Origin of the sequence: Reichenbachiella sp., assembly GCF_965233835.1 — a bacterium.
Taxonomy (GTDB): domain Bacteria; phylum Bacteroidota; class Bacteroidia; order Cytophagales; family Cyclobacteriaceae; genus Reichenbachiella.
The window spans coordinates 2,680,282-2,705,435 of record NZ_OZ247585.1 but is presented as its reverse complement, the minus strand read 5'-3'; the positions used below and the strand labels follow the sequence as shown (position 1 = coordinate 2,705,435).

Sequence of the window (25,154 nt, the reverse complement as noted above, 5' to 3'; positions counted from 1 at the left end):
TATGTTTGATATGATGAAAATGATGGGCAAAGTGAAGGAGGTTCAAGAGAAAATGAAAGAAGCTCAAGCTGCCCTATCCCAAATTGAAGTTGAAGGCGAATCTGGAGCTGGGCTTGTAAAGGCTACAGTCAACGGCCAAAAGAAAGTGATCAAAGTTGAAATAGATGACTCAATGATCAACACTGCTGATAAAGATATTGTACAAGATTTGATCGTTGCGGCTATTAATAAGGCAATGGAAGAAGCCGATATACTAGCAAAAGAGCACATGCAAAAACAAACACAGGGTATCATGCCGAATATCCCAGGTTTCGATCTAGGTAGTATGTTTAATGGCTAAAACAGCCGTTGTCATATTAAACTTTAATGGTGTTCAATACCTAGAGCAATTCTTAGCATCCGTTACTCAGTATAGTAAAGAAGCTGAAGTTATTGTGGTGGATAATGCCTCGACTGATGATTCTATTTCATTTCTAGAAGAGAATTACCCTAAGCTAAGGGTTATTCAATTTGAGAAAAACCTTGGCTTTACTGGTGGCTATAATGAGGCGTTGGATCAACTAGACAATGAATATTCTGTATTGCTTAATTCCGACATTGAGGTCACCCCAAATTGGATAGAGCCAATAATTGACTATATGGATAAGCATCCTCATGTAGCAGCTTGCCAGCCCAAAATTCTTGATTTCAATCAGAAAAGTAAATTCGAATATGCAGGGGCTGCTGGAGGTTTTTTAGACTTCATGGGTTTTCCCTATTGCCGAGGGCGAGTGTTTGATACCCTAGAAGAAGATCAAGGTCAATATGACCAAATCAAACAATTGGATTGGGCTACAGGGGCATGTATGTTCGTACGAACTGCTGACTTCAAAAGTGCTGGTGGTTTTGATACGGACTTTTTCGCACACATGGAAGAGATAGACCTTTGCTGGCGTATGCGTCTGATGGGCAAATCACTTTTCTGTGTTCCGGAAAGCAAAGTTTACCATGTCGGTGGTGGTACCTTGAACAAACTAAATCCACGAAAGACATACCTCAACTTTCGCAACAACCTCTCATTGCTTTTCAAAAATGAGAACGCCTTTAACTTGTTTTGGAAACTTCCATTGAAATGGGGATTGGATATGGCTGCAGCTTTCAAACTTGGATTAGGACAATCCTGGGGGCATGGGTGGGCAGTGCTTCGGGCACATATTGATTTTTTAAAGTTGTTGCCCAAAAATTTAAAAAAGAGAAGGCAGGTACATTTAAGCCCATCAACATCTATTCGAAACTCACAGTTTCTTTTGCCGTATCAATATTTCATAAAAGGTCGAAAAACTTACCACGACCTCCATCAAAAGTCATAAACGTGTCGGCTGACAATATCAGCATTTTACTCCTTTCTGATACTCATATTGGGTTCGATCATCCCCTGACCAATAAGCCTAGTAAAAAAAGAAGAAGAGGTTTTGATTTCTTAAATAACTTTAAGTTAGTCGTAAACAGAGCGCTAGAGCTCAAAGTCGACTATGTCATTCATTGCGGAGATGTATTTGAAAAGGCTTCAGTACCTACATTTTTGGTAGATCAAACGTATGCCGAATTTTTACGTTTAGCTAACGCGGAAATTCAAATCTTGATCGTTCCAGGAAATCATGAAAGATCAGCTCTCCCGCCTTCTCTATTTTTAAACCATCCAAACATTCACATATTCGATGTTGCTAGAACGTATTCATTCGCTAAGCTCTCGATTTCAGGATTTCCGTACTATAAGGGTGATATCCGTTCTAAATTTCCTTCAATTCGAACTAAACTGGGAAAGAACGTAAGTAAATCAGACTTCAACATCCTGTGCGTTCACCATGCTATAGATGGTGTAAAAGCAGGTCACCATTTTTTTGAATTTAGAAACAGAAAAGACACGCTCAACATCAAGGATCTTCCTGGTGACTTTGATATAGTCCTCTCAGGGCATATTCACAAACATCAAATTTTGGAAGCACCTTCAAAAGCTGGAAAAAACGTTCCGATAATTTATAGCGGTTCTACAGAAAAAACCATGTTTGATGAGATAAACGAAACAAAAGGCTATCACATTTTGAACATTGAGTGCAAAACATTTACCCACGAATTTCTCCCCCTTAGAACCAGACCTATGTATCAAATAGATCTCAGAAATATATCGCTAACTATCGAACAGCTTGCTGAATTTCTGTCCATTAGGATGAAGACATTTGAATCTGATGCTATTGTCCAAATCAACTCAGATGAGAAAGACATACTATATGAGCTATCCAAATTGAAAACCAAAGGATTTTTTAACGATTCAATGAATATTACTCTTTCTGGATTCTCTAGTTTGCATCGAAGGGGGCAAGATTAATTGCCAATGTCATGTAAGTGATGCAGCTCATACTCATCTGGAAAAGGCCCAATTTTCCCCTTTACTGATTTGCTTTTTGATGGCTCGTCAAGGTTATCTGATTTTTTATCCTTTTCTTTCTTAACTGAATGACGTCCAAATAGAAAGTTAACACCGACACGAACATTCAAATTTTGCATATTTCGAACATCGGTAAAACCAATCATATTATCCACAGAAGTATAGAGCTGAACAATTCCCAATCTAGCTCCAAATCCCCCACCAATTGCTATTCCTTGTTTCGGCTTTCTTGAAAGAGAGGCCGAAACAGTTAGCATCCGACCAACATAATGAGTATATCCAAACCCATAAGTCAGACTTAAGTCTCCTAGATCATTTCTGGTCATAACAGTAGCTGTTACGGTTCCTTTCGGAATTACTTTATAGGATCCAGAGACAAACACCCTGGTATTTAGTTTTGTTTTAAACTGCCCGTCTTCAATTACTTGATAGTCAAAAAGTTGCTCCAAAGTATCCTTGAGAACATCACCCGCATTATCTAAATTTCTTAAATCCATACCACCGAAGGTCGCTTCGGACTCTATCAACTCATAGTTTTTCACTCCCTCCTTCCAGGTAATACTACCTATGTCATTTATGGCAAGTGCCACGTTCAACTTCGGGTTTATCTGTAAATCGGCTCCAATATCAAATCCAAATCCATTGTTTCCATTGGACACGAGATAATCTGCATTTTCTATGGCATCTAATCCCGCAGTACGTAACACAGATTGGTTTGTAGTCACACGCACATTATAGTTGTCCTGATCGGTGAGTATATTGACCATCGCATCTTCATCAACTTCCGCCTGAATAAAACCTTGTAAGTATTTGATTTTCATACCTACCCGGAGCTTCTTTCCTCCCATAATAGAAAGCTCATGAGAGTAACCCGCACCGTACTCCCGATAGTAAGATCCGTCTCCGCGCAGGTTATTTTCTGATATTTCCTGCCCCAAGTAATCTCCATTACCTGCTAATAAATATTGCATCAACGTTTTAGGGTAATACAGCCTGCTTTTTACTCGCTCATTAGCAAACAACTGAACCGCTCCTTTACCCACATGAAACCCTACTTGTAACAAAGAAATTGATCCATCAAAAGACAACCGATCCCCGTTGTTTACATTGGACAACAAGTTATCCGGATCAAATTGAACTGAGTCAGAGCCTTCAATCTCAGCGAACAGGTCGCTGTAAGTAAAACTGTTGTTGATATTAGTGCTGACACCCGAAATAAGCGGCAAGGAAACGTAGAAGTCGGCATCAGGAAAAAACACTGGGTTGTAGATATTGTGCTGTGGAGTTAACTCTCCTAAGTGATAAAATGACAAGTCACTTTGAGCATGAACTATAGGAGTCAACCCAACGAATCCAATCAAAAAGCTTAATACAATTGTTTTCATATTCTGGATCATAGCTGTATGGTTACCTCACCCGCGAGTGACAATTCAATGTTTAGTTTATAATCTGAGTAGAGGGTTACATATCGATCCTTTTCATGCTCGAACGTAGAAATATTAGCCGTTGCTAAAATTTTGTGGGCATTGATGAGTGCGTCTATCCCATCAGATGGCAAATCGATTCCGGAAGTTGAGACATGAGGTTCCGTAGTCTTTCCATCGCTGTCAACGGTTGGTGATTCAATACCAGCGGCATTAGGAAGTTCAAATAACACACTTCCCTGCTCATCTATAAAACTAAGATCAATGGAGCCTGTAAAAGGAATTTCGTTTGTTGCTATGATATTAAAAACGATACTCTCTGCGCTTTCTATATCCAGATCATTCAATTCAAAATCAAAGTCAACAGAAAATCCATCCATTTGAAATTGCATAGGAATAGCAATTAGACTTTCTATTTCAACTCTACTATCCGCAAGTAAAAAATTATTCAGTCTGGTGCTAGCAGCTGGATTTGGAATTCCCGAGATTTCAAATTCCATCGAAACTGGTGCAGAATTCAGCAAATCATCAATATTGCTATTTTCATTATTTAGTTCAACTGTATCTATTTTCACCTCTCCCTCTACATCCGGAGAAGAAACAAAACCATCAATTCCAGGAGGGGTCTTTTCCTGAAGTAATACTTCGCTTCCATCACTAGCTATTGCCTTGAGCTGGTCGAATGACAACTCTATATCCATACCGTATGAATTGGTCGTAATTAGGTAAATCCGAGGATCGCCCAACTTTAATCCATCTCCTGAAAAATCATTGAAAGCAGTCATATCAATGGACTGATTTTGCAAGTCAATTGGATCACTTCCAAACTTCCCATAGATCTTGGTGAATTCAGGATTATTGAATGACAGGTCAAAAGTCATTTTCTGTTCGGGCAATATTTCAGTACCCGCTTCGAAAGTAATAGTGCCTTCAACATGAACCTGAAACTCATTTTCATCCGAAGCATTTTTATAAAACTTTGACTTTAAACCATCCAATGGTCTTGAATAGCTATCCGTAACATCTCCACTGACATACTCCAATTGCTCTGAGTTAGTCAAATCTTGATCGGTAGAAACCACCTTGGTACCCTCTATTACCCAGGTATAATCAATATCCCCTTTGAATGTGGAAAGCATTTCAAAATCCAGTGTTCCTGAACTGTAAAATAAAGAATCTATCTCCTCCCCATTGTTGGCTGGAAAGGAAAAAGTAAAGACCTCATCAATGTCAATTTCGTATCCTATTGGAGTAGCTGGTACATTTTCAGCTGGAGCAAATTCCTCCTGATTTGTGACCGAAGTTACTGCTACCAACTCATCATTATCATCATAAACCGTGTTTTCACTAAAATAGAGAGCCATAGTTTGGTCTGCATTGGTAGTGATCTGAACCGACTCATCTTCTATGTCTTCCAAAAGCTCTTGGACAGTATATTCTGAATAGCCCAAATTAAGGGCAAGGTGTGGGGATATTGTACCTGGCTTTACCTTCCCAAGGTCATCAACATGACAGGAAGCAAGCAAAAGGTAGGACAACAGGGTTGCTCCCAAAAAAATCTTTCTCATAGTCTTTAAAAGGTCAAACGCAATATTACCCTACCTCGAATAAAGAACTTATTTTATTTAATTTTAAATTGGTCACTATTGAATTTTTTCGATGAACAGATGCGCTGACTCTATCAAATCATGCAGATACTTGGATTAAACAAAGACACCTGTTGCAATAAATCGGCATTGTATTGGACATTTTAAAGTTGGTATAAAGTCATTTCTATTTCAACTTTTTGTCTTTAGCCTTCTAATTCAGTATTTTAGTTAGAGTAAGTAGTACCTAACTAAGAACTTAATCCATTTTTCAAATTCCATTCTACTTGAGAAAGTGATGAGAATAAGCTTTGGAACATCTATTTCAAAAGTAGAAAAAGAAAAAAAGAGCCACATATTCTGTGGCTCTTTTGCTTTTCTTGATGAGTCCTGATTTACTTTATCCCCTGACAACTCAACGCCCATTCTATGTATTGCTCTTGGTTGTCTTCAAAACTATCAACAGGTGCCATAGCAAAAAACAGGTAATGAATGTCATTGAATTCATTCTTAGCAATCACTCCATAAAACAGCTTTCTCCTACCCTCGTCTCATAAGTATCCCACCAGGCAAATCCGTTGTCACTTGTACCGTCAGGAACTTTCTCCCATTTAGTGGCATCAATACCGCTTTCATTGGCTCCAAAATTGACCAATCCAAAATTGACCAAATTAGCTCTGGTAAAATCTTCGTAAAAAAATGCATAAGCATGAATATTCGTATCGGTCATTTCATTATATCCCTCAATTTTTACATAACCCTTAGGTTCGATTAATCTAAATTCGAAGCCTGAAGGAATGGCCATTTCAAATTTGTAGTCTTTAGTGTTAATGTTTAGGGCATAGAGCGACCATGTAAAACACAAGGAAGAAAATAATAGTAAGAGCTTTTTCATTATGATTTGTTAAGTTGATAATTCTAAAGCCATCAGAAATATTCTAAGGTTCAAAAATGATCTTTCCTTTCACTTTTTTATTTGTAAGTTCATTCATTGCAGAGGCGACTTCATCTAGGGAGTACTTCTTATGGATTTGCGCCTGCACCTTACCTTCTGCCAACCATTTCACAATAGTTTTAAAGTTATCTGAATTCACTTGAGGTTCATTTCTAAAAAAACCTCCCCAAAAGACACCAACTATCGAACAGCCTTTGAGTAATGGTAAATTCAAAGGAATTTTAGGAATGTCTCCCGCAGCAAACCCGACAACCAGATATCTCCCCTTCCAGGCCATGGCTCTCAAAGCAGGCTCGGTAAATCTATCTCCAATAGGATCATATACCACATCAACTCCATGACCTGTTGTCAACTCTTTTGCTTTTGCTTTTAAATCCTCTTCACTGTAATTGATGGTCAAATCTGCTCCTATGGTTTTGCAGTATTGCAGTTTTTCATCTGTACTAGCCGCTGCTATTACTTTCGCTCCCAGTGCCTTACCAATCTGTATAGCCGCAGTACCCACTCCACCAGCAGCACCCAGTACTAATAATGTTTCTCCAGCCTTCAGCTCTGCTCGATTGACCAGAGCATGATATGATGTACCAAAAGTCATCATGGTAGAAGCAGCCTGCTCAAAACTTATACCTTCTGGCAGTGGAAAAACATTCGTCGCCTTTCCAACTACTTCTTCCGCAAATCCACCCCAACCAGTGCCAGCCATCACACGATCTCCAATTTTCAAATGTGTAACACCTTCACCTAGTACCTTAACAACCCCAGCGACTTCTCCTCCAGGAGAAAAGGGCATGTCCGGCTGAAATTGATATTTACCCTCAATGATCAAAGTATCCGGAAAGTTCAATCCACTCGCCTTCACCTCAATGACTACTTCTCCCTTTCCGGGAGTTAATGATTCTATCTCTCTAACCACCAAGTTTTCAGGCGGCCCGTAAGATTCACATAATACTGCTTTCATCACTTTATATGTTTATTCTACTGCTAATACATCTGGCTCCGACAAATAAATTAAGTAACCATCTACATGATCATAACCCATTTGTTCCAGGATATTTTTATACTCACTCACCTGGCGGAGATGACTTTCAGCCCTGGCTCCTGTTTTATAATCTATTACAATTGCCTTATTATCTCGAACAATCACCCGATCAGGCCGCTTCAATTTACCATCAGTGAGCAATATGGAAGACTCATTTTTTACATCCCAATTAGATTCAAACCAACCAGCTATCTGAGGCGTCTCCCAAATTTCTCTCAGTTTTAATTTGATGTCTGTCAATTCCATATCCGAAAGACCAAATTTGATTTGAGCCTTTCCCAAGGCCATTGCAAAATCCTTTTTGGACTGTATCATCGAAAATATCCAATGAATGACCTGCCCATAGTTGATTGATTCAATAACAGATTCCTCCAGAATTCTGGCTTTATGCCTCAATTTGACTCTGCTCTCCGGAACTGATGAATCAACAGGCAACAAAGACTCCTGGTTCAGCAGCTCCTTCTCATAGCTGCTATATTCTGGCAATCTACCTATTTCAATTGGTTCCAAGGCCTCCTCAATCAACGCCCTCTCCTTGGCATAATTAAATAAAATATCGCCTACTTGTGAAATCCCTCTTGAATTGGCATTTATCTGAGAAACGATAAAGAGCGCTTCTTCAGCTCTGGTCAAAGCCACGTATAGCAAATTCAAATTATCCAAATAGATATCTGACTTTTCTAAGTAATAATCTTCGACAAAAACGGTCTTAGACAAATCATTTTTGTATCTGATCGGTACAAAAGGAATCTGCTCCAATACAGATGAACCATTGGTTTCACACCAAAGCAATTGCTCATTGGTCCCAGAATGATCTAGCTTCCATTGACAGTAGGGTACAATGACAACTTTAAACTGTAGTCCTTTAGATTTATGCACAGTCATCAGCCGCATGGCTTCCTGATCGTCAGATACTTGAATAGATCTAGTGTCATGATCTGACCACCAAAGCAAAAAGTCAGTAAGACTGTCTTTTTCATATTTTAGATAATCCAAAATAAGGTCCTGAAAAGCAAGAACATAGGCATGATCTTGCTGATAGTGAAATAGACTAAAATGATCTATCAAGGTCTCAACCATTTGAGACATATTCATCCTCGTCAGTTCATCAACTCTTGAGACTAGCTGCTCTAATGATATCTCAGTGTTTCTTTGATTGGCGTATTGTGTACACGCATATTTCAATTGAGCCAAGGCCAATGATTGTTCGGTATTGGTTACCCATGCCAGACTCTGCAAAATGAGATGGACGGCAGGGTTGTTTTTGATATAGAGGGATTCGTTAGAGATTAGGTCATACTTATATCCATCATCCCCCACCTGCAACTGATATTCCATCAATGCTTGAGAAATTTTTCGCCCCTGAGGATTAGTCCTAACCAATATTGCAATATCATTCAATTGATAATTGGCATCCTGCAATCGTTGAATATACTTTACCAGTTCTCCAACCACAAAGTCATCAGAATCCTCCAATTCTTCATTTTTCTCAAAGAATCGAATGTTGATTAAACCTTCGCCGGACTCATCAAAAAGTTGCTGCGCACTATTTTGATAGGCAGCCTTCATATTCAAATTGGCTTGAATAGCCTCGCCTATATTTGACCCTAAATGGCTCTCTAGCATTTCGGGTGCCTTATTGAAAAGGTCATTATTAAACTCAACAATGTTTTGTTTACTACGGCGATTAGTGCTCAACCCTTCATCTTGTATGTGGTTTTCACCAATGTCTTTTTTGATCTGGTCCAAAAGAATTTTCCAATTACCACCACGCCAACGGTAAATAGATTGTTTGATATCACCTACTACCATAGAAAAGTTGCCAGCACTCAAAGTGTCTTGGATCAGCGGTTTAAAGTTGTTCCATTGCAAACCACTAGTGTCCTGAAATTCGTCAATCAGATAATGCTTATATCTCGTACCTACTTTCTCATAGATGTACGGTGCGTCACTGTCATTTATGATTTCATTGAGGAAAACAGGGAAGTCAGAAATGAGCAATAGGTCATTTTCCTCTCGGTAATTGTTGATTTCTTCAGAGATTCTCGACAACAAGCCAAACGTATAGATGTACTTGATTACTTGCTCGAGCGATTGGTATTCTCTGTTGTGCTTGAAGTAATAATCGATCGCGGCAGATAGCTGATCCGCTAATCCAGCTGCAATAGCATTATCTATAGCAGCCGTCTTGTCAGCTCCCTTGCTGTACCATTTACCCTGTTCCAGGGCATCATACACGCGTTTTCCAGGCTCAGCAAACTCTCCATTAACCACCTTATCCAGATATCCACCCACTCCAGCTGCCTTGTATGTAAAATCATCTCGTGTTAATCCATGTGTCTTCAGGTTAGTTCTTAATTGCTTTCCAATTTCAATTAAGCTATGTTCCAACTCCTCTCTCCTTTTGTTTAGACTCAAAATGAATTCTCCTATAAAATCAGGTTTGTTCAATTGAGCAAACACCTTGTGCTTATTTTGGACTAAAAACTCGTTGAAGAGCTCATTAGATAAGCTTTTGATATCATTTCGGGTATCCCAAGACTTACCCTGATTGATTTGGTAAATCGCAAAATCTGTGAGCCATCGAATCAGTTGCGGATCGTCTACCATTTCCAGAAGCATTTTATCAATTACTTCTGAAATGACCTTGGGTTGATCCAGCTCAATTTTGAAACCAGTTTGAATACCAATTTCACGGGCAAATGATCTAACGATCTTTTGAAAAAAAGCATCAATAGTAGTTACCGCAAAAAAGGAGTAATTATGAAGGATGCTTCGAAGCAAAGCATCCGATCTTTCTGCCAATTGACGTTCATTGACATTTAATTCTTTCATCAAATCTGAAGACATCGCATGCTGTCCCTTGGCAAGCTGCTCGAGTGTTTCGAGAATTCGCGACTTCATCTCTTCAGTCGCTTTGTTGGTAAAAGTCACCGCCAGCACAGTCTTGAAATAATCCGGATACTTCAAGGCCAGACGGATATAATTGTAGGTCAGAATATAAGTTTTACCTGATCCGGCAGAAGCTCGATATATGCTGAAGTTTTTGATAGGGTATGTAAGTTAATACCCATCTAAGAAAGGGTATAACCATCTTCAAAACAAAAAAGGTGAAGAAATTATTCTTCGCCTTTTAAATTAATTTCATGATGATTAATACTCAGATTCTTCATCTTCTTTTTTCGTTTCCTGCGCCTTCACCAAATCCCCCTCTTCCAGCTTCTTAGAAACAGCTAAATAAGGACCAACAATCACCTGATCAGCTTCTGAAACACCTTCTACAATTTCAATATTATCAAAATCGCTAATTCCAGTTTTCACCACTCTTAGTTCAGCCTTACCCTCTACATTCACAAAGACCACTTCTTTTAACTCATCGTCACGATTTCTTTTCTTAGATCCATCTTTCTCCTCATTCCCTTCGTCCTCATCCTTTGGAATCCGGGTGGTTACAGCTCCAAGCGGGACTGACAGAATACCTCTTTTTGTATTGGTAATAATATCCACACTGGCAGTCATGCCGGGACGGAATGGCACTTTATTGTTGGATAACAAGTCCTTGTAAGAACTATTCAATATTCTAATTTTCACTTCGAATTCTGTGACAGCGTCAGCTGATGCTTTTGCATTGGCTGTATTAGCTATCGCAGTTACTCTTCCTTTAAACTTCTTATCCAAGTAAGAATAAGCATCTACGTCAATCTCCACTTCGTTACCCAATGCTACTCTCACGATGTCATTTTCATTTACATCTACACGCACCTCCATGTTACCTAGATCGGCAATGCGCATCATCTCCGTACCTGCCATTTGAGAAGTACCTACCACACGTTCACCTTTTTCTACATCCAACTTAGATACAATGCCTCCCATAGGTGCAGTGATTGTAGTAAACATCAGGTTTTCATTCGCTTCTTTTACTGTAGCCAAGGCACTTTGCACTACATACCTGGCAGCCTCAACATTTTTCTCCGCAGATTTCAAATCTTGTTCGGCGATTTTAAAATTCGCTTCAGCCAATTCCATATCCGCATTCGAAATGGCTTTAGAATCATGCAATTGCTTCTGACGCTTATACTCCAATTCAGACCTTTTGAATGAAGCTTTAGCTGAAGCTAACCTGGCTTCAGCATCTGCCAGATTGGCTCTTTGCTGATTCAAAGAAGCACGTGTACGATCTAATGCAGATTTAAGATTGTCAGGCTTTAAACGAACAAGCACGTCCCTGATATTTACAGAATCTCCCTCTTCCACATTAAGTTCAATTATTTCCGCTGATACCTCAGGGCTTAGCTTGACTTCGACAATAGGTTGAATCATTCCAGAGGCACTCACCTTTTCTGTGATGTCCACCTTTTTAACTTCACCAAAAGCCACTTCAGTCCTTTCACGTTCACCGATCCACCCCTTCTTTTTCCCTATCATTAGGAAAACAATCAATACTAGTGCTCCGCCGATCAGTCCATAGATCAGCTTATTGTTATTTTTTTTCTTCGCCATGAGTTTAGAAAGTAATTGGTTTGCCGAGATAGAAATCCAGCACTTTTTGTTTGAAAATAAAATCGAACTTTGACCTAACCAGGTCGGACTTTGCCATATATAAATTATTGGTAGCCACTTGATAGTCCACAAAGTTCACCGCTCCCAGGTTGAATTGATTCTCTGTCACCCGGAATGCTTCTTCTAATGCTTCCACTTGCTTTTGATTCGCTGTATGAGTTTTAGATGCAGCCATCATGTCATTATAAGCAGATTCAATATTTTGACGGAGCTGATTACGAACTTCCTGCGAAGAAACTTCTGCCCTATACTTACTCAACATAGACCGTTGTACATCCGCCCGAGTTCTGAATTTATTAAAAACAGGAATACTCAAATTAAAAGCAATATTCTTACTAATGTTTTCTTGAAATTGCTCTCCAATAGGAAAGTCAGGTTGAGTTTCAACTACATTAGGAAGATTCACATCAGATACTACAGTTTCTCCTGATGAAGGCACGTACCCTATCGGAACAGTAGAAGGAATAGTCCCATCGTAAATATCGCGTTCTCGATCAGCGAAGCTTGAATAGTTCGTGTTAAACCCTGCAGAAACGGTGAAGGTTGGAGAGTAGGCCCCTTTAGAAATTTTATAGTTGAGATCGGCTTCCTCAATCCTCAATTGAGCACTCCTGATTTCTGGCATGACAGCTTCTGCCGTTTTATATATCTCATCCGGAGTCATGAGCGCAGTTTCATCCAGCGTTAATTCAAGCTCAGGAATCTCAATTTCAAAACGATCACCAGCGGGAATAAGAAGAGCCTGTTTTAAGTTCAAAATAGCCAAATTATAGCTGTTCTCTGCGTTAATCACGCTCACCTCATTGCTCGCTGATTGCGCTTGCAAGTCAAGCAAATTTGTTACTGGTAGTGCTCCTGCATCAACAAGTTTTTTTGTTCTTTCCAGTTGCTGATTGGTGCTATTCAGTTGGTACTCGGCATTCGCCAATAGTTCTTGATTGAAAATTACATTGAGGTAAAGGGTGGCAACATTCAGACCTACATCGTTTTTTGCTTTTTCTAAATCTGCATAGGAAGCTTCATAACTCACATTTGACTGTTTGATGCTATTGTGAATCTGCATACCATTGAATACCGTCAAATTACTCCTTCCATTGATATTAGAAGAGTTGAGTTGTTCTGTTACGAAATTATTAGTAGTTGGGTCAATCGTTCGTCCCCAGTTGATGCCATAGTTTGCTCCCACGTTGAAGTCTGGTAGGCGCTCTAGCTTTGACTGATTCTTTGTCACCTCACTCACCTTCAGATCGAGCTGACTTCGTTGAATAGTAAGATTCTTTTCGTAGGCAATTTTAATACATTCCTCTAATGAATATTGGTAGTCCTGCGCGCATACATTGCCAACAAAAAGGCAAAGCAAGCCACTCCATATCAAGCTTGTTAGGTTCTTCATTTATACTTTACTTATCAATGTCAGGTATATAGATGACATTTTTAATCCACTTTAAATTTCTTAAATACTCTAGGGTAATATCATTGAGGCCTGAGTCCATTTCCAAAATCTGGCAGGCCAAATCATTCTTGCCTTTGCGAGAGACGGTCATAGTAGCAATATTGCAATCATCATGAGCAATTACGCTGGTAATGAAAGTGATACTCCCTGGACGGTCATCTGCTTCTATAATGATAGTGTGCAAGTTGGCTGTAAATCCAGCAGCAAATCCATTTACCTCCACGATCTTCACTACACCACCGCCCCTGCTTTCTCCTATCATGGTAACGGTTTTACCATCCTTTTTCAATTTCAACTCAATAGTGTTTGGATGTCTTGTGGAGGCATTGCCCACTGATCTGAAGCTGTATTTCAAGCCAGTTTTCTTCGCTTCATCAAATGACGTTTTAATCCTTTTGTCATCTGTCTTATAATCCAATAAACCAGCTATGATGGCTCTATCACTACCATGCCCCTCATAGGTGCGAGCAAACGAGTTGTAGAAAATTACCTCGGCTTCATCCGGAACGCCGCCAAGCAACTTAACACCAACTCTGGCAATTCTCACCACACCAGCGGTGTGAGAACTTGAGGGTCCGATCATCACTGGACCGATCATATCGAATACACTACTTTTTTCCACTTGATTTTGGGTTGCATCATCTGACACAAAATATTATCACAAACACTCATTAGACCGAGTCAACATGATAATCGTTACATCAGGTGATTAGTTGTCTGAATAAAATATTTATTACAGCAAGTTAAAATTTATGTGCTGAATAATTGAAAAAGCTCGAATACAGAATATTTAGACCGCAACTGCTCCTTTAATATGCGGGTGTGGGTCATAATTTTCCAAGGTGAAATCCTCATACTTGAATCCAAAAATATCCTTTACCTCAGGATTAATTTTCATTTGTGGCAACGACCTGCACTCTCGGCTCAACTGCAATTCGGTTTGTTCCATGTGATTAGAATACAAATGAGCATCTCCAAGCGTATGCACAAAATCCCCCGGTTCTAAGTCACATACTTGAGCCACCATCATGGTCAGCAAAGCATAAGAAGCAATATTGAAAGGCACCCCCAAGAACACGTCGGCACTTCTCTGATACAGCTGACAACTTAGCTTACCTTCTGCTACATAAAATTGAAAGAACGCATGACAAGGCGGCAATGCCATGTTTTGTACTTCAGCTACATTCCAGGCATTTACAATCAGCCTTCTGGAATTGGGGTTGTTCTTTATATCATGAATCAGTTGGCTGATCTGATCGATGGTCTCTCCGCTCTGCGTAGGCCAACTTCTCCACTGTACTCCATATACAGGGCCTAACTCTCCATTTTCATCCGCCCATTCGTCCCAAATGGATACACCGTTGTCCTTGAGATATTTGATATTACTGTCTCCTTTCAAAAACCACAACAACTCGTGGATAATCGACCTCAAGTGCAGTTTTTTTGTAGTGACTACCGGAAAACCTTCAGAGAGATCAAATCGCATTTGGTGGCCAAATACACTTTTGGTTCCTGTTCCTGTACGGTCCCCTTTCTGAACACCTTCGTCCAGAATTCTTTGCATGAGTTCGTGATACTGCTTCATGAGTGGCTATGAAATTAAATTCAAAATTGTCATTGAAAAATCTATTCCGAGCATAACTCTCTTCAAATCAAACGCTTCGCTTCGTTACTCTCAATCACCATAGCCTTGCTATGTCTCTCTCGAATAACTTCTTGATTTTTTGCGATTTATACTCTCATAACAAAGTTTCAATCACAAATATGGATTATGGATTAAACTTGAAGCGATAAAGGTAATTGATAGACTGGAAATGCACGAATTTACCAGGGTACTTCTACACAAAAAAGGCCCGCTCGAAGAGCAGGCCTTTCACTTAGCATACAATTATATTTTTATTGCGCTGAAACAGCTGTTTTGTAAAAAGTACTTTTGACACCCTCTACTCCTGGCACAACTACAAACAAGCTTCCAGCCAACGGGTATTTTTCTAATTCTTCTTCACTCATATCAACCCGAGCCGAAGTGATGATTAAGGAATCCAATCTTTCACCCACAAAGGCACAAGAAGTAATATTATGTGCAGGCACGTTCACCTTGCCTATCAACTCTCCAGTATTTGGATTCCATCGGCCTACCATGTTGCCATTCCACAGTGCAATCCAAAGCATATCCTCTGAGTCTATCGCCATACCATCTGGATAACCTATACCGCCTATTTCTATAACTACCCGACCATTAGAAATACGACCGGTTTTTACATCATAATCATAGGCCTTTACATTCTCATCCGGCGTATCAATGTAGTACATCGTCTTTTGGTCCTTAGACCAAACAATGCCATTGGAAATAGTAATGCTATCCAACTGCTGCTTAACAATACCTTGATCTAAACTATATAAGGAAGCTCTATAAGATTGTTGATCCAAACCCATGGAGCCTACCCACAATCTACCAGCAGGATCACATTTTCCGTCATTAAACCGAATATTTGAAATTGTATCCAATGGGTTCACAATCAATTCCTGCGTATTGGACTCAAAATCATATGTATACAATCCATTTTGCAACGCCACAACGGCCTGACCCAAGTCATTGGGAACGATAGTGCCAATTCTATCCCCTACGTCAAAAGTTCTTTGTTCACGACTCACTATATCTGTGGTATAGAACTGTTTGCCCTCTATATCTATATGCCAAAATTCATTTGTCTTATGATTATAGATCGCACCTTCACCCAATTGATTTTGCATTTCTAAATAAAGGCTAGCGTCCCATTCATTCACTAAATTCTCTTGAGAAATATCCTTTCCTGATTCACTCTTTGCCTGGCATGCTATCAATGCGCACCCCAATCCGAAAATGCCTATGGCATTTAATACATTCATTAGTCTTGATTTTAATTTCTAAAGCTAAATTGATTATTCTGCGCTTTACACAAGATGGGCATTTGTCACAAATGAGCTGGTCAAAGATTACTTCTCCCAAATACTAAAGTCCTTTCCCCTTCCTCTTCCTATCAATTCAGACATCAGGTAAAATTCTAATGTGTTTAAATCCTTTAGCACGAACTCATCATTAGGTTTGATTTCCACAACGGTAAATTCAAACTTCTCACCGTAGTTGGTAAGTACATATTTTTTGTTGGTTCGGATATTATCTAGGGCGATACTCATGAGTAATTTTCAGTAGGCAATATTACAATTTTGTTAAATGCCATGAATTGAAAATAAGAATTATTAGTTTGCAGCAGATGAAAAAATACTTCCTCACTGGACTTATTTGGCTGACTACGATTGTCTCTACCAAAGCTCAAAATGGTGATTACGCTATGGGTGCAAGGTCTTCCGCCATCGGAGGCTCTTCCATTACGCTTGGAGATGAATGGGCGCTATTCAATAATATTGGTGGTCTAGCTCACTTTCAAGAAAAATCCATATTCACTTCTTTTAAAAATAAATATGGCATTACGGAATTCACCAGCCTGGCACTTGGAGCAACTTATCCGCTTTTAGGAGGAACTGCAGGTTTAGGCATGTTCCGCTTTGGTGATGACCTGTATAATGAGCAACGTTTAAACCTTGGTTTTAGTAATCAATTTGGTATTGTTAGTCTTGGCCTCAATGTGAGCTATTATCAGCTTAATATCGAAGGAGCTGGGAGCAGAAAAACTTTGATGATTGATTTTGGGGGAAGAGCACAACTGACCGAACAATTGTTTTTTGGTGCACATGTATCTAACCTTAACCAAGCCAAGCTCTCAACGGTAAGCGACGAAAGAATACCTACCATAATGAAAACCGGGCTAAGCTATAGACCAAGTCAAGATCTCATGTTAAATGCTGAAGTAGAGAAGGAAGTTGATCAGGATGCAGTACTAAAATTAGGTTTGGAATATAAAATACTGGATAACCTAAGTTTGAGAACGGGCTTCAACACCAAACCGTTTGAAAGTAGTTTTGGTTTAGGATTTTACCCAGGAAAGTTGAAAGCTGATTATAGCTACAACAATAATCCCGACTTAGGAGGCATTCATGAAATATCAGTAGGTTATACTTTCGGTGATTGAAAAAGCTCGTCATCATAGCGCTAGTGTATTGTTTTGACTCTCCCCTTCTATTAGCACAGCAGTACGACAGAAACGACATTGACATTCAGGAGTTTATTGAGGATCTATTTCAAGTTCCAGATGAAGATATCAACTATGATGATTTGTATGAGACGTTGTATCAACTGTATTCAAATCCTATCAACCTAAACGAAACCACAAAAAACGAACTCAATAGTCTTTTTCAACTCAACATCAATCAGATTAACAATCTGATCGAATACTTAGATAGCAATGGCCCACTTTTATCCATTTATGAACTTCAAGTGATAGATGGGTTTGATAGGACCACGATTAACAATCTCCTACCCTTTGTCGAAGTCCGATCTCCTGGAGACCATTCCACTCGTGGTCATCTACTCAAGCGCATTGCTTCAGAAAAAAACAACTACCTCATCGTGCGTACCGAAAGAGTTTTAGAAGATCAATCGGGTTATCTGCGATCCGACTCTTCCAGATACCTCGGTTCTCCGTACAAAATCTATGGAAGGTTTAGATCAAGTCATTCCAAGGATTTCAGTGTAGGACTTACTTTCGAAAAGGATCCTGGGGAGCAAGTTCTTATAGATCATGACGCCAAGCAATATGGTTTTGATTATTATTCTTATCACCTGTTCTTATATGATAAAGGTGCTTTCAAAAGTATCGCTTTGGGTGATTATCAAATGCAGTTTGGACAAGGGCTTGTACTGGGATCGGGGTTCAACCCGGGAAAGGGTGCAGAGACTATCACCACAGTAAAACGCGGCAATTCGGGCCTAAGACCCTATACCTCAGCGCTAGAAACCAGTTTTATGCGCGGTGCAGCTTTTACCTACACTATTAAAAATCTTGAAATCACTCCTTTCTATTCCAGACTAAAACAAGATGGTATCATTAGATCTGAAGACTTCGGTGGTGATTATCAAGAATACATTACCGGCATTCAGGACGTTGGTATGCATAGAACATACAGCGAACTAGCCTCACGAAAAGGAATTCAGGAAGAATCTGCAGGTATCAATCTCACCTACAACGATCTCAAAAATAGCAATCTGCAATTTGGAGCTACATTCTTACACAACAGCTTTTCTGTTCCTATCCAAAAGACTCCAAACAATTACAACCAGTTTGAATTCAAAGGAGACAATAATTATAATGCCAGCCTGTTTGCCAATTACAACTGGCACAACTTTCTACTTTTTTCAGAAGTAGCACGTTCCAAGTCTGGCGGCATGGCCATTGTGGGTGGTTTTATGGGAAGTCTTTCTCCCATTGTTTCTATGAGCTTTTTGTACAGAAATTATGCAAAAGATTACCATTCGTTCTATGGCAACTCGTTTGGTGAGGGCTCAAGAAACATCAATGAAGAAGGTTTATATTGGGGTATCAAAGTAACACCAAGTAAAAGAACATCCTTTTCAGCATACTATGATCGATTCAAATTTCCCTGGCTTCGATTCGGAGTCAACTCCCCTTCTCAAGGTTACGAATACCTTCTCCGAGCTGAATATAAACCAACCAGAAGGATCAAGCTCTATGCTCAGCTCAGAGAACAGGCCAAAGAAGTATCTGTATCCACTGAAGGAGGGAATTTACATGTACTTGAAAATGGAGTGAAGCGTAATTATGCTGGTAACTTAGATTTTACAGCCAACGAAATATTTACGTTGAAATCAAGGGTTCAATTTAGTACGTATGACCTTTCTGGCAGTCAAACCAAAGGTGTGGCGGTCATTCAAGACTTCAATATCAAAATTAATAAGTTCACCATCAGTACGAGGTTCGCTTTGTTTGACACGGAGGACTATGAAAACCGTCAGTATGTATTCGAAAAGGATTTGTTGTATGTTTTTTCGATTCCTGCCTACGCAAACCAAGGAACACGAAGTTATGTGATGCTACAATACAAACCCACGAGGAAAATGACAATATGGGCGCGATATGGAAGGTATGACTATCGAAATTTGTCCAGTGTAGGATCCGGACTAAACGAAATAGAAGGACATACCAGAAGTGATGTAAAGTTTCAAGTCAGATATAAGTTTTAAATCCTCATTGATTTACAATGAGGATTTAATTATTCTTATAGTCTACCATATCAACCGCACATTTCTCTTACCACTGATAATTCATTTTTATTCAAATATTCGCCCTTAGCATCAATCATGAGTGCCAACAGTTCTGAGGGTTTATCTATTGGGATCAATTCCTCTTCAGCATCAATCTGATTAAACCATTGTAACACATTTCTTGTTGCTTCCTTTCTTGCGATTTCTGTCATTAGTGAGTCTTCAATTACTCTTAGTGAAACCTTTGGATCTTCAATTTTCATAACTTTTATGTTTAATTATACCGCCAAGTTACGGTCAATATTAACCTCATACTATGTCAGAAAAACCTATTTTATGAAATTGGTAAAATACCTATTTGGCATAAACCTTAGATAATTACTCACTCAATTTACAGTTCAATATTTCACCGAGATTAATTCAAAGTATACCTTGTTTTTGGTAATTTCACTCTTCCAACTACAGCCTATGAGAAAATGAAAATCATCCATCGCATTCTAAAATTCATCCAGAATGAATCTATCTCCTCTGCCCAACTAAATAACAGCATAGGCCTGGGAAAAGACGCATTACAACTCGCGGGATCTGAAGATGGGTCGGTAAGTACAGACGTACTAGAGGAAATTTGTAAGCAATATCCGCAGCTCAACCCAATTTGGCTAGTTACCGGAAAGGGAGAAATGCTAATAGACGACTATCATGAAATAGGAAAAGCGATCGAAAATGTAGAATCGCAGGATGGTATATATAATGTAATTGCAGGCAAGGATATTGAAATCCAACTCCTCAAGGAGCACATTGAGGGACTCAGTGAACTAATAAAAGTGAAGAATAAACTTATTGACGAGTATAAGAATGCCTAGGGAAACGGATCAATGTCGAATCTTTTGATCCATAGATTTTTTCATTTCTTCTTTTTCCTTCCTGAACATATCCAGGAGATAAACCATTTCATTAGAGTTTTTGATCAATGCGAGTCCTTTCTCGGCAGACTTGTAATGGTAAATCTTCCAAAGTCTTACTGATAAAACGCCGGAAACAAAGATAAAAGTCATAATGAACGCCATCAGCCAAGAGGTTTTAGCGTACTGTTCTTGTTCTGCTTTCTCCTTTCATGATCTTGATACTTCGTGAGCAAAGCAATTTTCTCTTCTTCGTCCTTTAGCCAGGATTGGTTTTGGATCATAGGCAAGGCCATATCATTTATTAACATGGTATAATACAGCAAGCTATCAGGTTGATCCAACTTTTCAAAAGTCTTCTTTAGTGCCTGATTAGTGATCGCCAATTCATTCATTTCACCTTTTTTACTATTGTATACCAAGCTTCTCTTAAAGCAATTCCAGGCCTTTTCATACTCGCCCTTTTCATTATAAACCTTACCTAGATTATTATAGGTAATCCAAAGCTGAACATCGTTTGATTTAAATTTAAGTGACTTTTTCAAATATTTTTCAGCACTCTCAATATCTCCCTTTTCCAGATAAGCATTCCCCATGTTATTGTATAATTGCCAAGAATAGAAATTTGAATTTTGTATTAATGAAACAATACCTTCATTTTTCTGATATAACCTTATCGCCTCATCAAAATTCTCAACTTTCCTTTGTGCAATTGCTAATTCATTATAATCTCCTACAAGGGCAGCATAGTTATTTAAACTTAAATTGATATCCATTGACTTGAGTAAATAGCTCACCCCTTCTTCAACTTTACCAATCATTTTTAAAGATTTCCCTACTCCATAATTATAATTAGCTCTATCTTGAGTTGTGGCATAATCAGCCAAATTCAGAGCCTCTTGAAAATGATTTAGAGCTTGATCATACAATTCACTTTCATAAAAAATTTGACCAACTTCATTATAAAGTTTTGAAACTCTCAATTTATCACCTAGAGCGTTTGCTATCTCAATAGCCTCGAGATAGTCCTTATAAGCAGACTTGTTATTATCCTGTAAATAGAAAATGAAACCTCTTAGATAAAGAGTTTTTACCTTGAGTTCCGAGCCATCACCATCTATATTATTGAAAACAATATCTAGATTATCTAGTGCCTCATCATAGTTTCCGTTCCTATATAAGCTCATAGCCTCTTCATACTTATTTTCGACATCAACGTCTAAAGCATCCGTGCAGGAAAAAACTACAAGGGTTATCAAGAAAAGTTTTAATATCTTCATTTTGATATCAAAGATAGGTAGGGTTTGGTTGATTTAGGAGAAGCAATTCAGTATTTTAAAAGAAGTTAATAATCACCCAGGGCCTGTGGTCTTATGGCTAGAGTTTTCACCCTCTGAAGTCTTCTCTGGCACAACGTTATCATAGATTTCGTCTGCCTGAGCATCTACACAAGATGTCAATAAACTACCTGCAAAAATAACTGCTAGTAATAATGAACCTAATTTTTTCATAACTGTAATGTTTTGGTATAACTGATTAATTTTTAATGCTACATTTAGACCGAAAACCAGTCAGAAATAATTGAAATAGTGGCTGAAAAAATCTGGGTAGGCAGGTTAGAAAGTTGGTTAGGTTGGTTTACCTTCAGTTTTTTTCTTTCAATATTTCTTCTTGGTTTCGGCTAAAATCAAAAAAGTTTCATCTAATATTTTGATGGTGAGGTCGGTACCAATTTCAATTCTAATTGGGTATAGCTGCTGAAATTCTTACCTGACAACAACATATCCTCATCATCAATTTTATAATACCAATTCACAGTCAAGTCCATTCCATCTTCTTGATACTCTTTCAATTGAGCCATAAGCTGATATAAATAACGAGCAGAACTGGTATTAAAATAATCCAAACTAAGATTGACAGTTAAAGATTTTCTACCCTCAGCCAAATAGAAGGCAAGAAGCTTATCAACCTTATCATAAAAGTCACCTGGGTTTTCAGGGTGCGAAGTCCCTTTTATTAGCAATGTACGATTTGCCATTTCAAGTGCGACAAAAGGTGTCTCTGAAGTAGCTTTGATCACATAGTTCCTAAATCTTCTGTGATTTACCGTCGTATTCAAGTTTTCACTTCTCGGAATTGTGATTATACCCTCCATAGCTAGACCCATTAATTTATCTTTTAATGATTATTCAATCCAAATAACAAACTTTATCAGTTTGTTATAAGATCAAAAGTATGGATCATTACGGTCGAGGACAATAGGTACTGATACCCAAATTTCTTATAGGCAAATCACTTAGATGTGCTGATTTTTTGGCTCTAAATTCACTCTATACCATGTTTTAGAGCAAATTTGGTCAAGCCCACTGCATTTTTCACACCAGTCTTTTGTAGTAGATTCCTACGGTGAGCATCGACGGTCCGGATACTGATATGAAGTTCATCGGCAATTTCATAATTAGACTTCTCCTCAACAATCAATTTCAATACGTCCAATTCTCTAGCCGTCAAGAAGTCAATGGGGTTTTCTTTCATCTTCTCCTCTTTTGTCTTGGAGAATTCGGACATAATGACTTTTGTGATTTCTTTTCCGTGATAGGCTTCGCCATTATTGATCGTATCTAAAGCCTCCAACAACACCTTTCTTCCTGCGTCCTTGGAAATATAGCCGTTGGCCCCTGCTTGTAACATATTCACAATGTGCTGCTCATCTACATACATGCTCATGGCTAACACCTTGGTTTCAGCATTTTTTTCTTTGATGGCCTTTGTACAAGCTACTCCATCAAGATTTGGCATATTGATATCTATCACCACAATATCCACGGAATGATCCGCCAAATAATCGAGGGCTTCCACACCATCTGATGCCTCTGATACCACCTCATACGCTGACGATTCCGTAATAATGGCTTTAATGCCATCTCTCATGATCTTATGATCATCTACTAATAAAATTCTCCTACTCATTGCTAGATTGAAATTTCTATGGTTATGATTGATCCCTGGTTAGACTCGAAGTCAATTTTTCCTCCCAGATAAGCCACCCGATTGGCCATATTTTTTAATCCCAAGCCTGCTCCCTCTTTAATATCGCTGATTTGCTTGAACCCTACACCATCATCTTCAATACTAATGTAAACATAATCGGGATGCCTAATCACTTGTATGGTAGCTGTTTTGGCCTTCGCATGCTTGAGGATATTATTTACTCCTTCCTGACAAATTCTATAAATATTCGTTTCAAACTCCTCTTCGAAACGCTCTTCAATTTCATTATGAAAAAAAGTAAATTTCACATCAGAGGATCTATCCACTTGGTTGATCATTGTTTCCAAAGCAGGAATTAAACCATAATCTACCAATGCAGGTGGCATCAGGTCATGAGAAATAGCTCTACTTTCCTGAATCGCACCTGCAACCAAATCAGAAACACTTTTCACTTTATCCTCGAAATCAGCGTCTTTGTTTAGTTCTAGAAGTGTATCCAACTGAAGGCGCGCTACCGAAAGTGTTTGCCCAAGGCTATCGTGTATTTCTGAAGCAATTCTTTTTCGTTCTCCATCTTTAGCTTTTATCATGGCTCTGATTCTTAAAAGTTCAGCCATTTTCTCCATATGGACATTCTTAACAACCCCAATCACTCTTTCTGCCTTCCCATCCGCTGCGACATGAAGAACCCCTTCTATTCTCAACCAATGGTACTCCTCCTTTGAATTCTTAAACTGGAAATCAATCGTAAACTTCTCGTTTGGCTGTTTATTCATAATCAACCTGTCTTCCAAACTTACTCGATCCGAAGGGTGAACACGATCTAAGAAAAACTCAGGATCATTCCCCATTTCTTCTTTCTGATAGCCAAATACCTTATAAACAGCTCCAAACCATAGGGTTCTTTTTTTTGTAATAGAATAATCCCAGGTCACTTCGTCCAAAGATTCTAGTACTGAAGCGTTGAACTCACTCAAACTTTCCCGTTCTTTGATCACTCTACTTTTCTCTAGCTCTACAGACAACCGCTGTCCTACCACATGTACCAGAGAATAGTTTTCTGTATTATAACCCTCTAGATCAAGCACTGGTAACAGGATCACCGCAATTACCCTAGAGTGACTGTCCAAACAGGGAAAAACATAATAGTTAGAGCCTGGAACTAGTTTGACCAGCCTTGTCGTTTGAAAGATACCAGAGGATATAAGAGATGGTTCAGTCATACTAGACACTTCATTGAGCAGCTTTTTATCGTCGAGCGTCAATTGTCCTTCATTTTTCACTTTACCCTTGTCTAAATAACGTTCGACGATCAGCGCTGACTCTCCAACACTAAGTATAGCAGCATTCTTCACATGGAGTAAATCCGTGATCACCTTTAATGTCTTGTCATATATTAGATCAATACTACCGCTCACTTTTCTTTAGTTCATAGAAAGCATCACAGTGCGATAAATACTCAAAAAACAGGAATAAAAGAAAGAATCAAAAGGCTGCAGGTTGGTCATGTGGGTCTCAAAGGCTGATTTTAAATTCGAGGCAGAAATTAGCAAAAACCAAAATACTTATTAAGTGATCTTCAGAATTTATTCGAAGAAACTTGATCTCAACTTTTCTGTAAATTTTGTCTTCTCACTCATTATTACCCTAATTTCGCAG

24 protein-coding genes are annotated in these 25,154 nt (G+C 38.8%); 6 read left to right on the top strand and 18 right to left on the bottom strand.

Features of this window, described 5'->3' with window-relative positions; all coding sequences use genetic code 11:
* Position 1: 1 nt before the first annotated feature.
* Genes ACO6S2_RS11530 through ACO6S2_RS11520 form a run of 3 tightly spaced genes read left to right on the top strand, consistent with a single transcriptional unit; the run spans position 2 to position 2,365 of the window.
* Positions 2–340: a YbaB/EbfC family nucleoid-associated protein gene (locus ACO6S2_RS11530; protein ID WP_422358703.1), complete on the top strand. Its 339-nt coding sequence runs from the start codon at positions 2–4 to the stop codon at positions 338–340.
* On the top strand, positions 333–1,349 hold the full coding sequence (locus ACO6S2_RS11525; protein WP_422358702.1) for a glycosyltransferase family 2 protein: 1,017 nt from the start codon (positions 333–335) through the stop codon (positions 1,347–1,349). Before ACO6S2_RS11530 ends, ACO6S2_RS11525 begins: the two co-directional genes overlap by 8 nt.
* A 2-nt stretch (positions 1,350–1,351) precedes the next feature.
* On the top strand, positions 1,352–2,365 hold the full coding sequence (locus tag ACO6S2_RS11520) for a metallophosphoesterase family protein (protein ID WP_422358701.1): 1,014 nt from the start codon (positions 1,352–1,354) through the stop codon (positions 2,363–2,365).
* Here ACO6S2_RS11520 and ACO6S2_RS11515 read toward each other — a convergent pair.
* The 11 genes from ACO6S2_RS11515 to ACO6S2_RS11465 form a co-directional block, all read right to left on the bottom strand.
* Positions 2,362–3,810 (bottom strand): DUF5723 family protein, encoded by a 1,449-nt coding sequence (locus ACO6S2_RS11515; RefSeq protein ID WP_422358700.1) that lies wholly within the window; start codon positions 3,808–3,810, stop codon positions 2,362–2,364. The genes ACO6S2_RS11520 and ACO6S2_RS11515 overlap by 4 nt on opposite strands.
* Before the next feature lie 8 nt (positions 3,811–3,818).
* Positions 3,819–5,417: a hypothetical protein gene (locus ACO6S2_RS11510; protein WP_422358699.1), complete on the bottom strand. Its 1,599-nt coding sequence runs from the start codon at positions 5,415–5,417 to the stop codon at positions 3,819–3,821.
* Between the two features lie 535 nt (positions 5,418–5,952).
* Positions 5,953–6,330, bottom strand: coding sequence for a hypothetical protein (locus ACO6S2_RS11505; RefSeq protein ID WP_422358698.1), 378 nt, complete (start codon positions 6,328–6,330; stop codon positions 5,953–5,955).
* 43 nt (positions 6,331–6,373) lie between these two features.
* On the bottom strand, positions 6,374–7,348 hold the full coding sequence (locus ACO6S2_RS11500; protein ID WP_422358697.1) for an NADPH:quinone oxidoreductase family protein: 975 nt from the start codon (positions 7,346–7,348) through the stop codon (positions 6,374–6,376).
* Between the two features lie 12 nt (positions 7,349–7,360).
* Positions 7,361–10,465 carry a UvrD-helicase domain-containing protein gene (locus ACO6S2_RS11495; protein WP_422362443.1) on the bottom strand — a complete coding sequence of 1,035 codons (3,105 nt, stop codon included), beginning with the start codon at positions 10,463–10,465 and terminating at the stop codon, positions 7,361–7,363.
* Between the two features lie 117 nt (positions 10,466–10,582).
* A complete protein-coding gene (locus ACO6S2_RS11490; protein WP_422358696.1) occupies positions 10,583–11,929 on the bottom strand; it encodes an efflux RND transporter periplasmic adaptor subunit in 1,347 nt (448 codons plus the stop codon).
* A 4-nt stretch (positions 11,930–11,933) separates the two neighbouring features.
* The gene (locus ACO6S2_RS11485; protein ID WP_422358695.1) at positions 11,934–13,382 is read right to left on the bottom strand and encodes a TolC family protein; all 1,449 of its coding nucleotides are present in this window, start codon (positions 13,380–13,382) and stop codon (positions 11,934–11,936) included.
* Positions 13,383–13,389: 7 nt separating this feature from the next.
* Positions 13,390–14,064, bottom strand: a complete 675-nt coding sequence (sdaAB, locus tag ACO6S2_RS11480; protein WP_422358694.1) for an L-serine ammonia-lyase, iron-sulfur-dependent subunit beta — start codon at positions 14,062–14,064, stop codon at positions 13,390–13,392.
* A gap of 168 nt (positions 14,065–14,232) precedes the next feature.
* A complete protein-coding gene (locus ACO6S2_RS11475) occupies positions 14,233–15,027 on the bottom strand; it encodes a thymidylate synthase (RefSeq protein ID WP_422358693.1) in 795 nt (264 codons plus the stop codon).
* Positions 15,028–15,338: 311 nt separating this feature from the next.
* Positions 15,339–16,331: an SMP-30/gluconolactonase/LRE family protein gene (locus ACO6S2_RS11470; RefSeq protein ID WP_422358692.1), complete on the bottom strand. Its 993-nt coding sequence runs from the start codon at positions 16,329–16,331 to the stop codon at positions 15,339–15,341.
* An 87-nt stretch (positions 16,332–16,418) separates the two neighbouring features.
* Positions 16,419–16,619 carry a hypothetical protein gene (locus ACO6S2_RS11465; protein ID WP_422358691.1) on the bottom strand — a complete coding sequence of 67 codons (201 nt, stop codon included), beginning with the start codon at positions 16,617–16,619 and terminating at the stop codon, positions 16,419–16,421.
* Between the two features lie 47 nt (positions 16,620–16,666).
* Between ACO6S2_RS11465 and ACO6S2_RS11460 the strand changes: the two genes are divergently transcribed.
* Both ACO6S2_RS11460 and ACO6S2_RS11455 read left to right on the top strand, forming a co-directional pair.
* Complete coding sequence (locus tag ACO6S2_RS11460) at positions 16,667–17,512, top strand: hypothetical protein (RefSeq protein WP_422358690.1); 846 nt, start codon at positions 16,667–16,669, stop codon at positions 17,510–17,512.
* Positions 17,509–19,581, top strand: coding sequence for a helix-hairpin-helix domain-containing protein (locus tag ACO6S2_RS11455; RefSeq protein ID WP_422358689.1), 2,073 nt, complete (start codon positions 17,509–17,511; stop codon positions 19,579–19,581). Before ACO6S2_RS11460 ends, ACO6S2_RS11455 begins: the two co-directional genes overlap by 4 nt.
* Before the next feature lie 50 nt (positions 19,582–19,631).
* Here the strand turns inward: ACO6S2_RS11455 and ACO6S2_RS11450 are convergent, their stop codons facing one another.
* The gene (locus tag ACO6S2_RS11450) at positions 19,632–19,865 is read right to left on the bottom strand and encodes a hypothetical protein (RefSeq protein WP_422358688.1); all 234 of its coding nucleotides are present in this window, start codon (positions 19,863–19,865) and stop codon (positions 19,632–19,634) included.
* Between the two features lie 213 nt (positions 19,866–20,078).
* Here ACO6S2_RS11450 and ACO6S2_RS11445 point away from each other — a divergent pair, with 213 nt between their 5' ends.
* Positions 20,079–20,465 (top strand): hypothetical protein, encoded by a 387-nt coding sequence (locus ACO6S2_RS11445; protein ID WP_422358687.1) that lies wholly within the window; start codon positions 20,079–20,081, stop codon positions 20,463–20,465.
* Between the two features lie 9 nt (positions 20,466–20,474).
* Here the strand turns inward: ACO6S2_RS11445 and ACO6S2_RS11440 are convergent, their stop codons facing one another.
* The 6 genes from ACO6S2_RS11440 to ACO6S2_RS11415 all read right to left on the bottom strand — a co-directional run bounded on the left by ACO6S2_RS11440 (position 20,475) and on the right by ACO6S2_RS11415 (position 24,913).
* Complete coding sequence (locus ACO6S2_RS11440) at positions 20,475–20,669, bottom strand: hypothetical protein (protein ID WP_422358686.1); 195 nt, start codon at positions 20,667–20,669, stop codon at positions 20,475–20,477.
* Positions 20,669–21,784 carry a tetratricopeptide repeat protein gene (locus ACO6S2_RS11435; RefSeq protein WP_422358685.1) on the bottom strand — a complete coding sequence of 372 codons (1,116 nt, stop codon included), beginning with the start codon at positions 21,782–21,784 and terminating at the stop codon, positions 20,669–20,671. Before ACO6S2_RS11435 ends, ACO6S2_RS11440 begins: the two co-directional genes overlap by 1 nt.
* 72 nt (positions 21,785–21,856) lie before the next feature.
* The gene (locus ACO6S2_RS11430; protein ID WP_422358684.1) at positions 21,857–22,015 is read right to left on the bottom strand and encodes a hypothetical protein; all 159 of its coding nucleotides are present in this window, start codon (positions 22,013–22,015) and stop codon (positions 21,857–21,859) included.
* Positions 22,016–22,206: 191 nt separating this feature from the next.
* Positions 22,207–22,659: a DUF1987 domain-containing protein gene (locus ACO6S2_RS11425; protein ID WP_422358683.1), complete on the bottom strand. Its 453-nt coding sequence runs from the start codon at positions 22,657–22,659 to the stop codon at positions 22,207–22,209.
* 170 nt (positions 22,660–22,829) lie between these two features.
* Positions 22,830–23,474 carry a response regulator gene (locus ACO6S2_RS11420; protein WP_422358682.1) on the bottom strand — a complete coding sequence of 215 codons (645 nt, stop codon included), beginning with the start codon at positions 23,472–23,474 and terminating at the stop codon, positions 22,830–22,832.
* Positions 23,475–23,476: 2 nt separating this feature from the next.
* The gene (locus ACO6S2_RS11415) at positions 23,477–24,913 is read right to left on the bottom strand and encodes a histidine kinase (protein ID WP_422358681.1); all 1,437 of its coding nucleotides are present in this window, start codon (positions 24,911–24,913) and stop codon (positions 23,477–23,479) included.
* Positions 24,914–25,154: the final 241 nt, after the last annotated feature.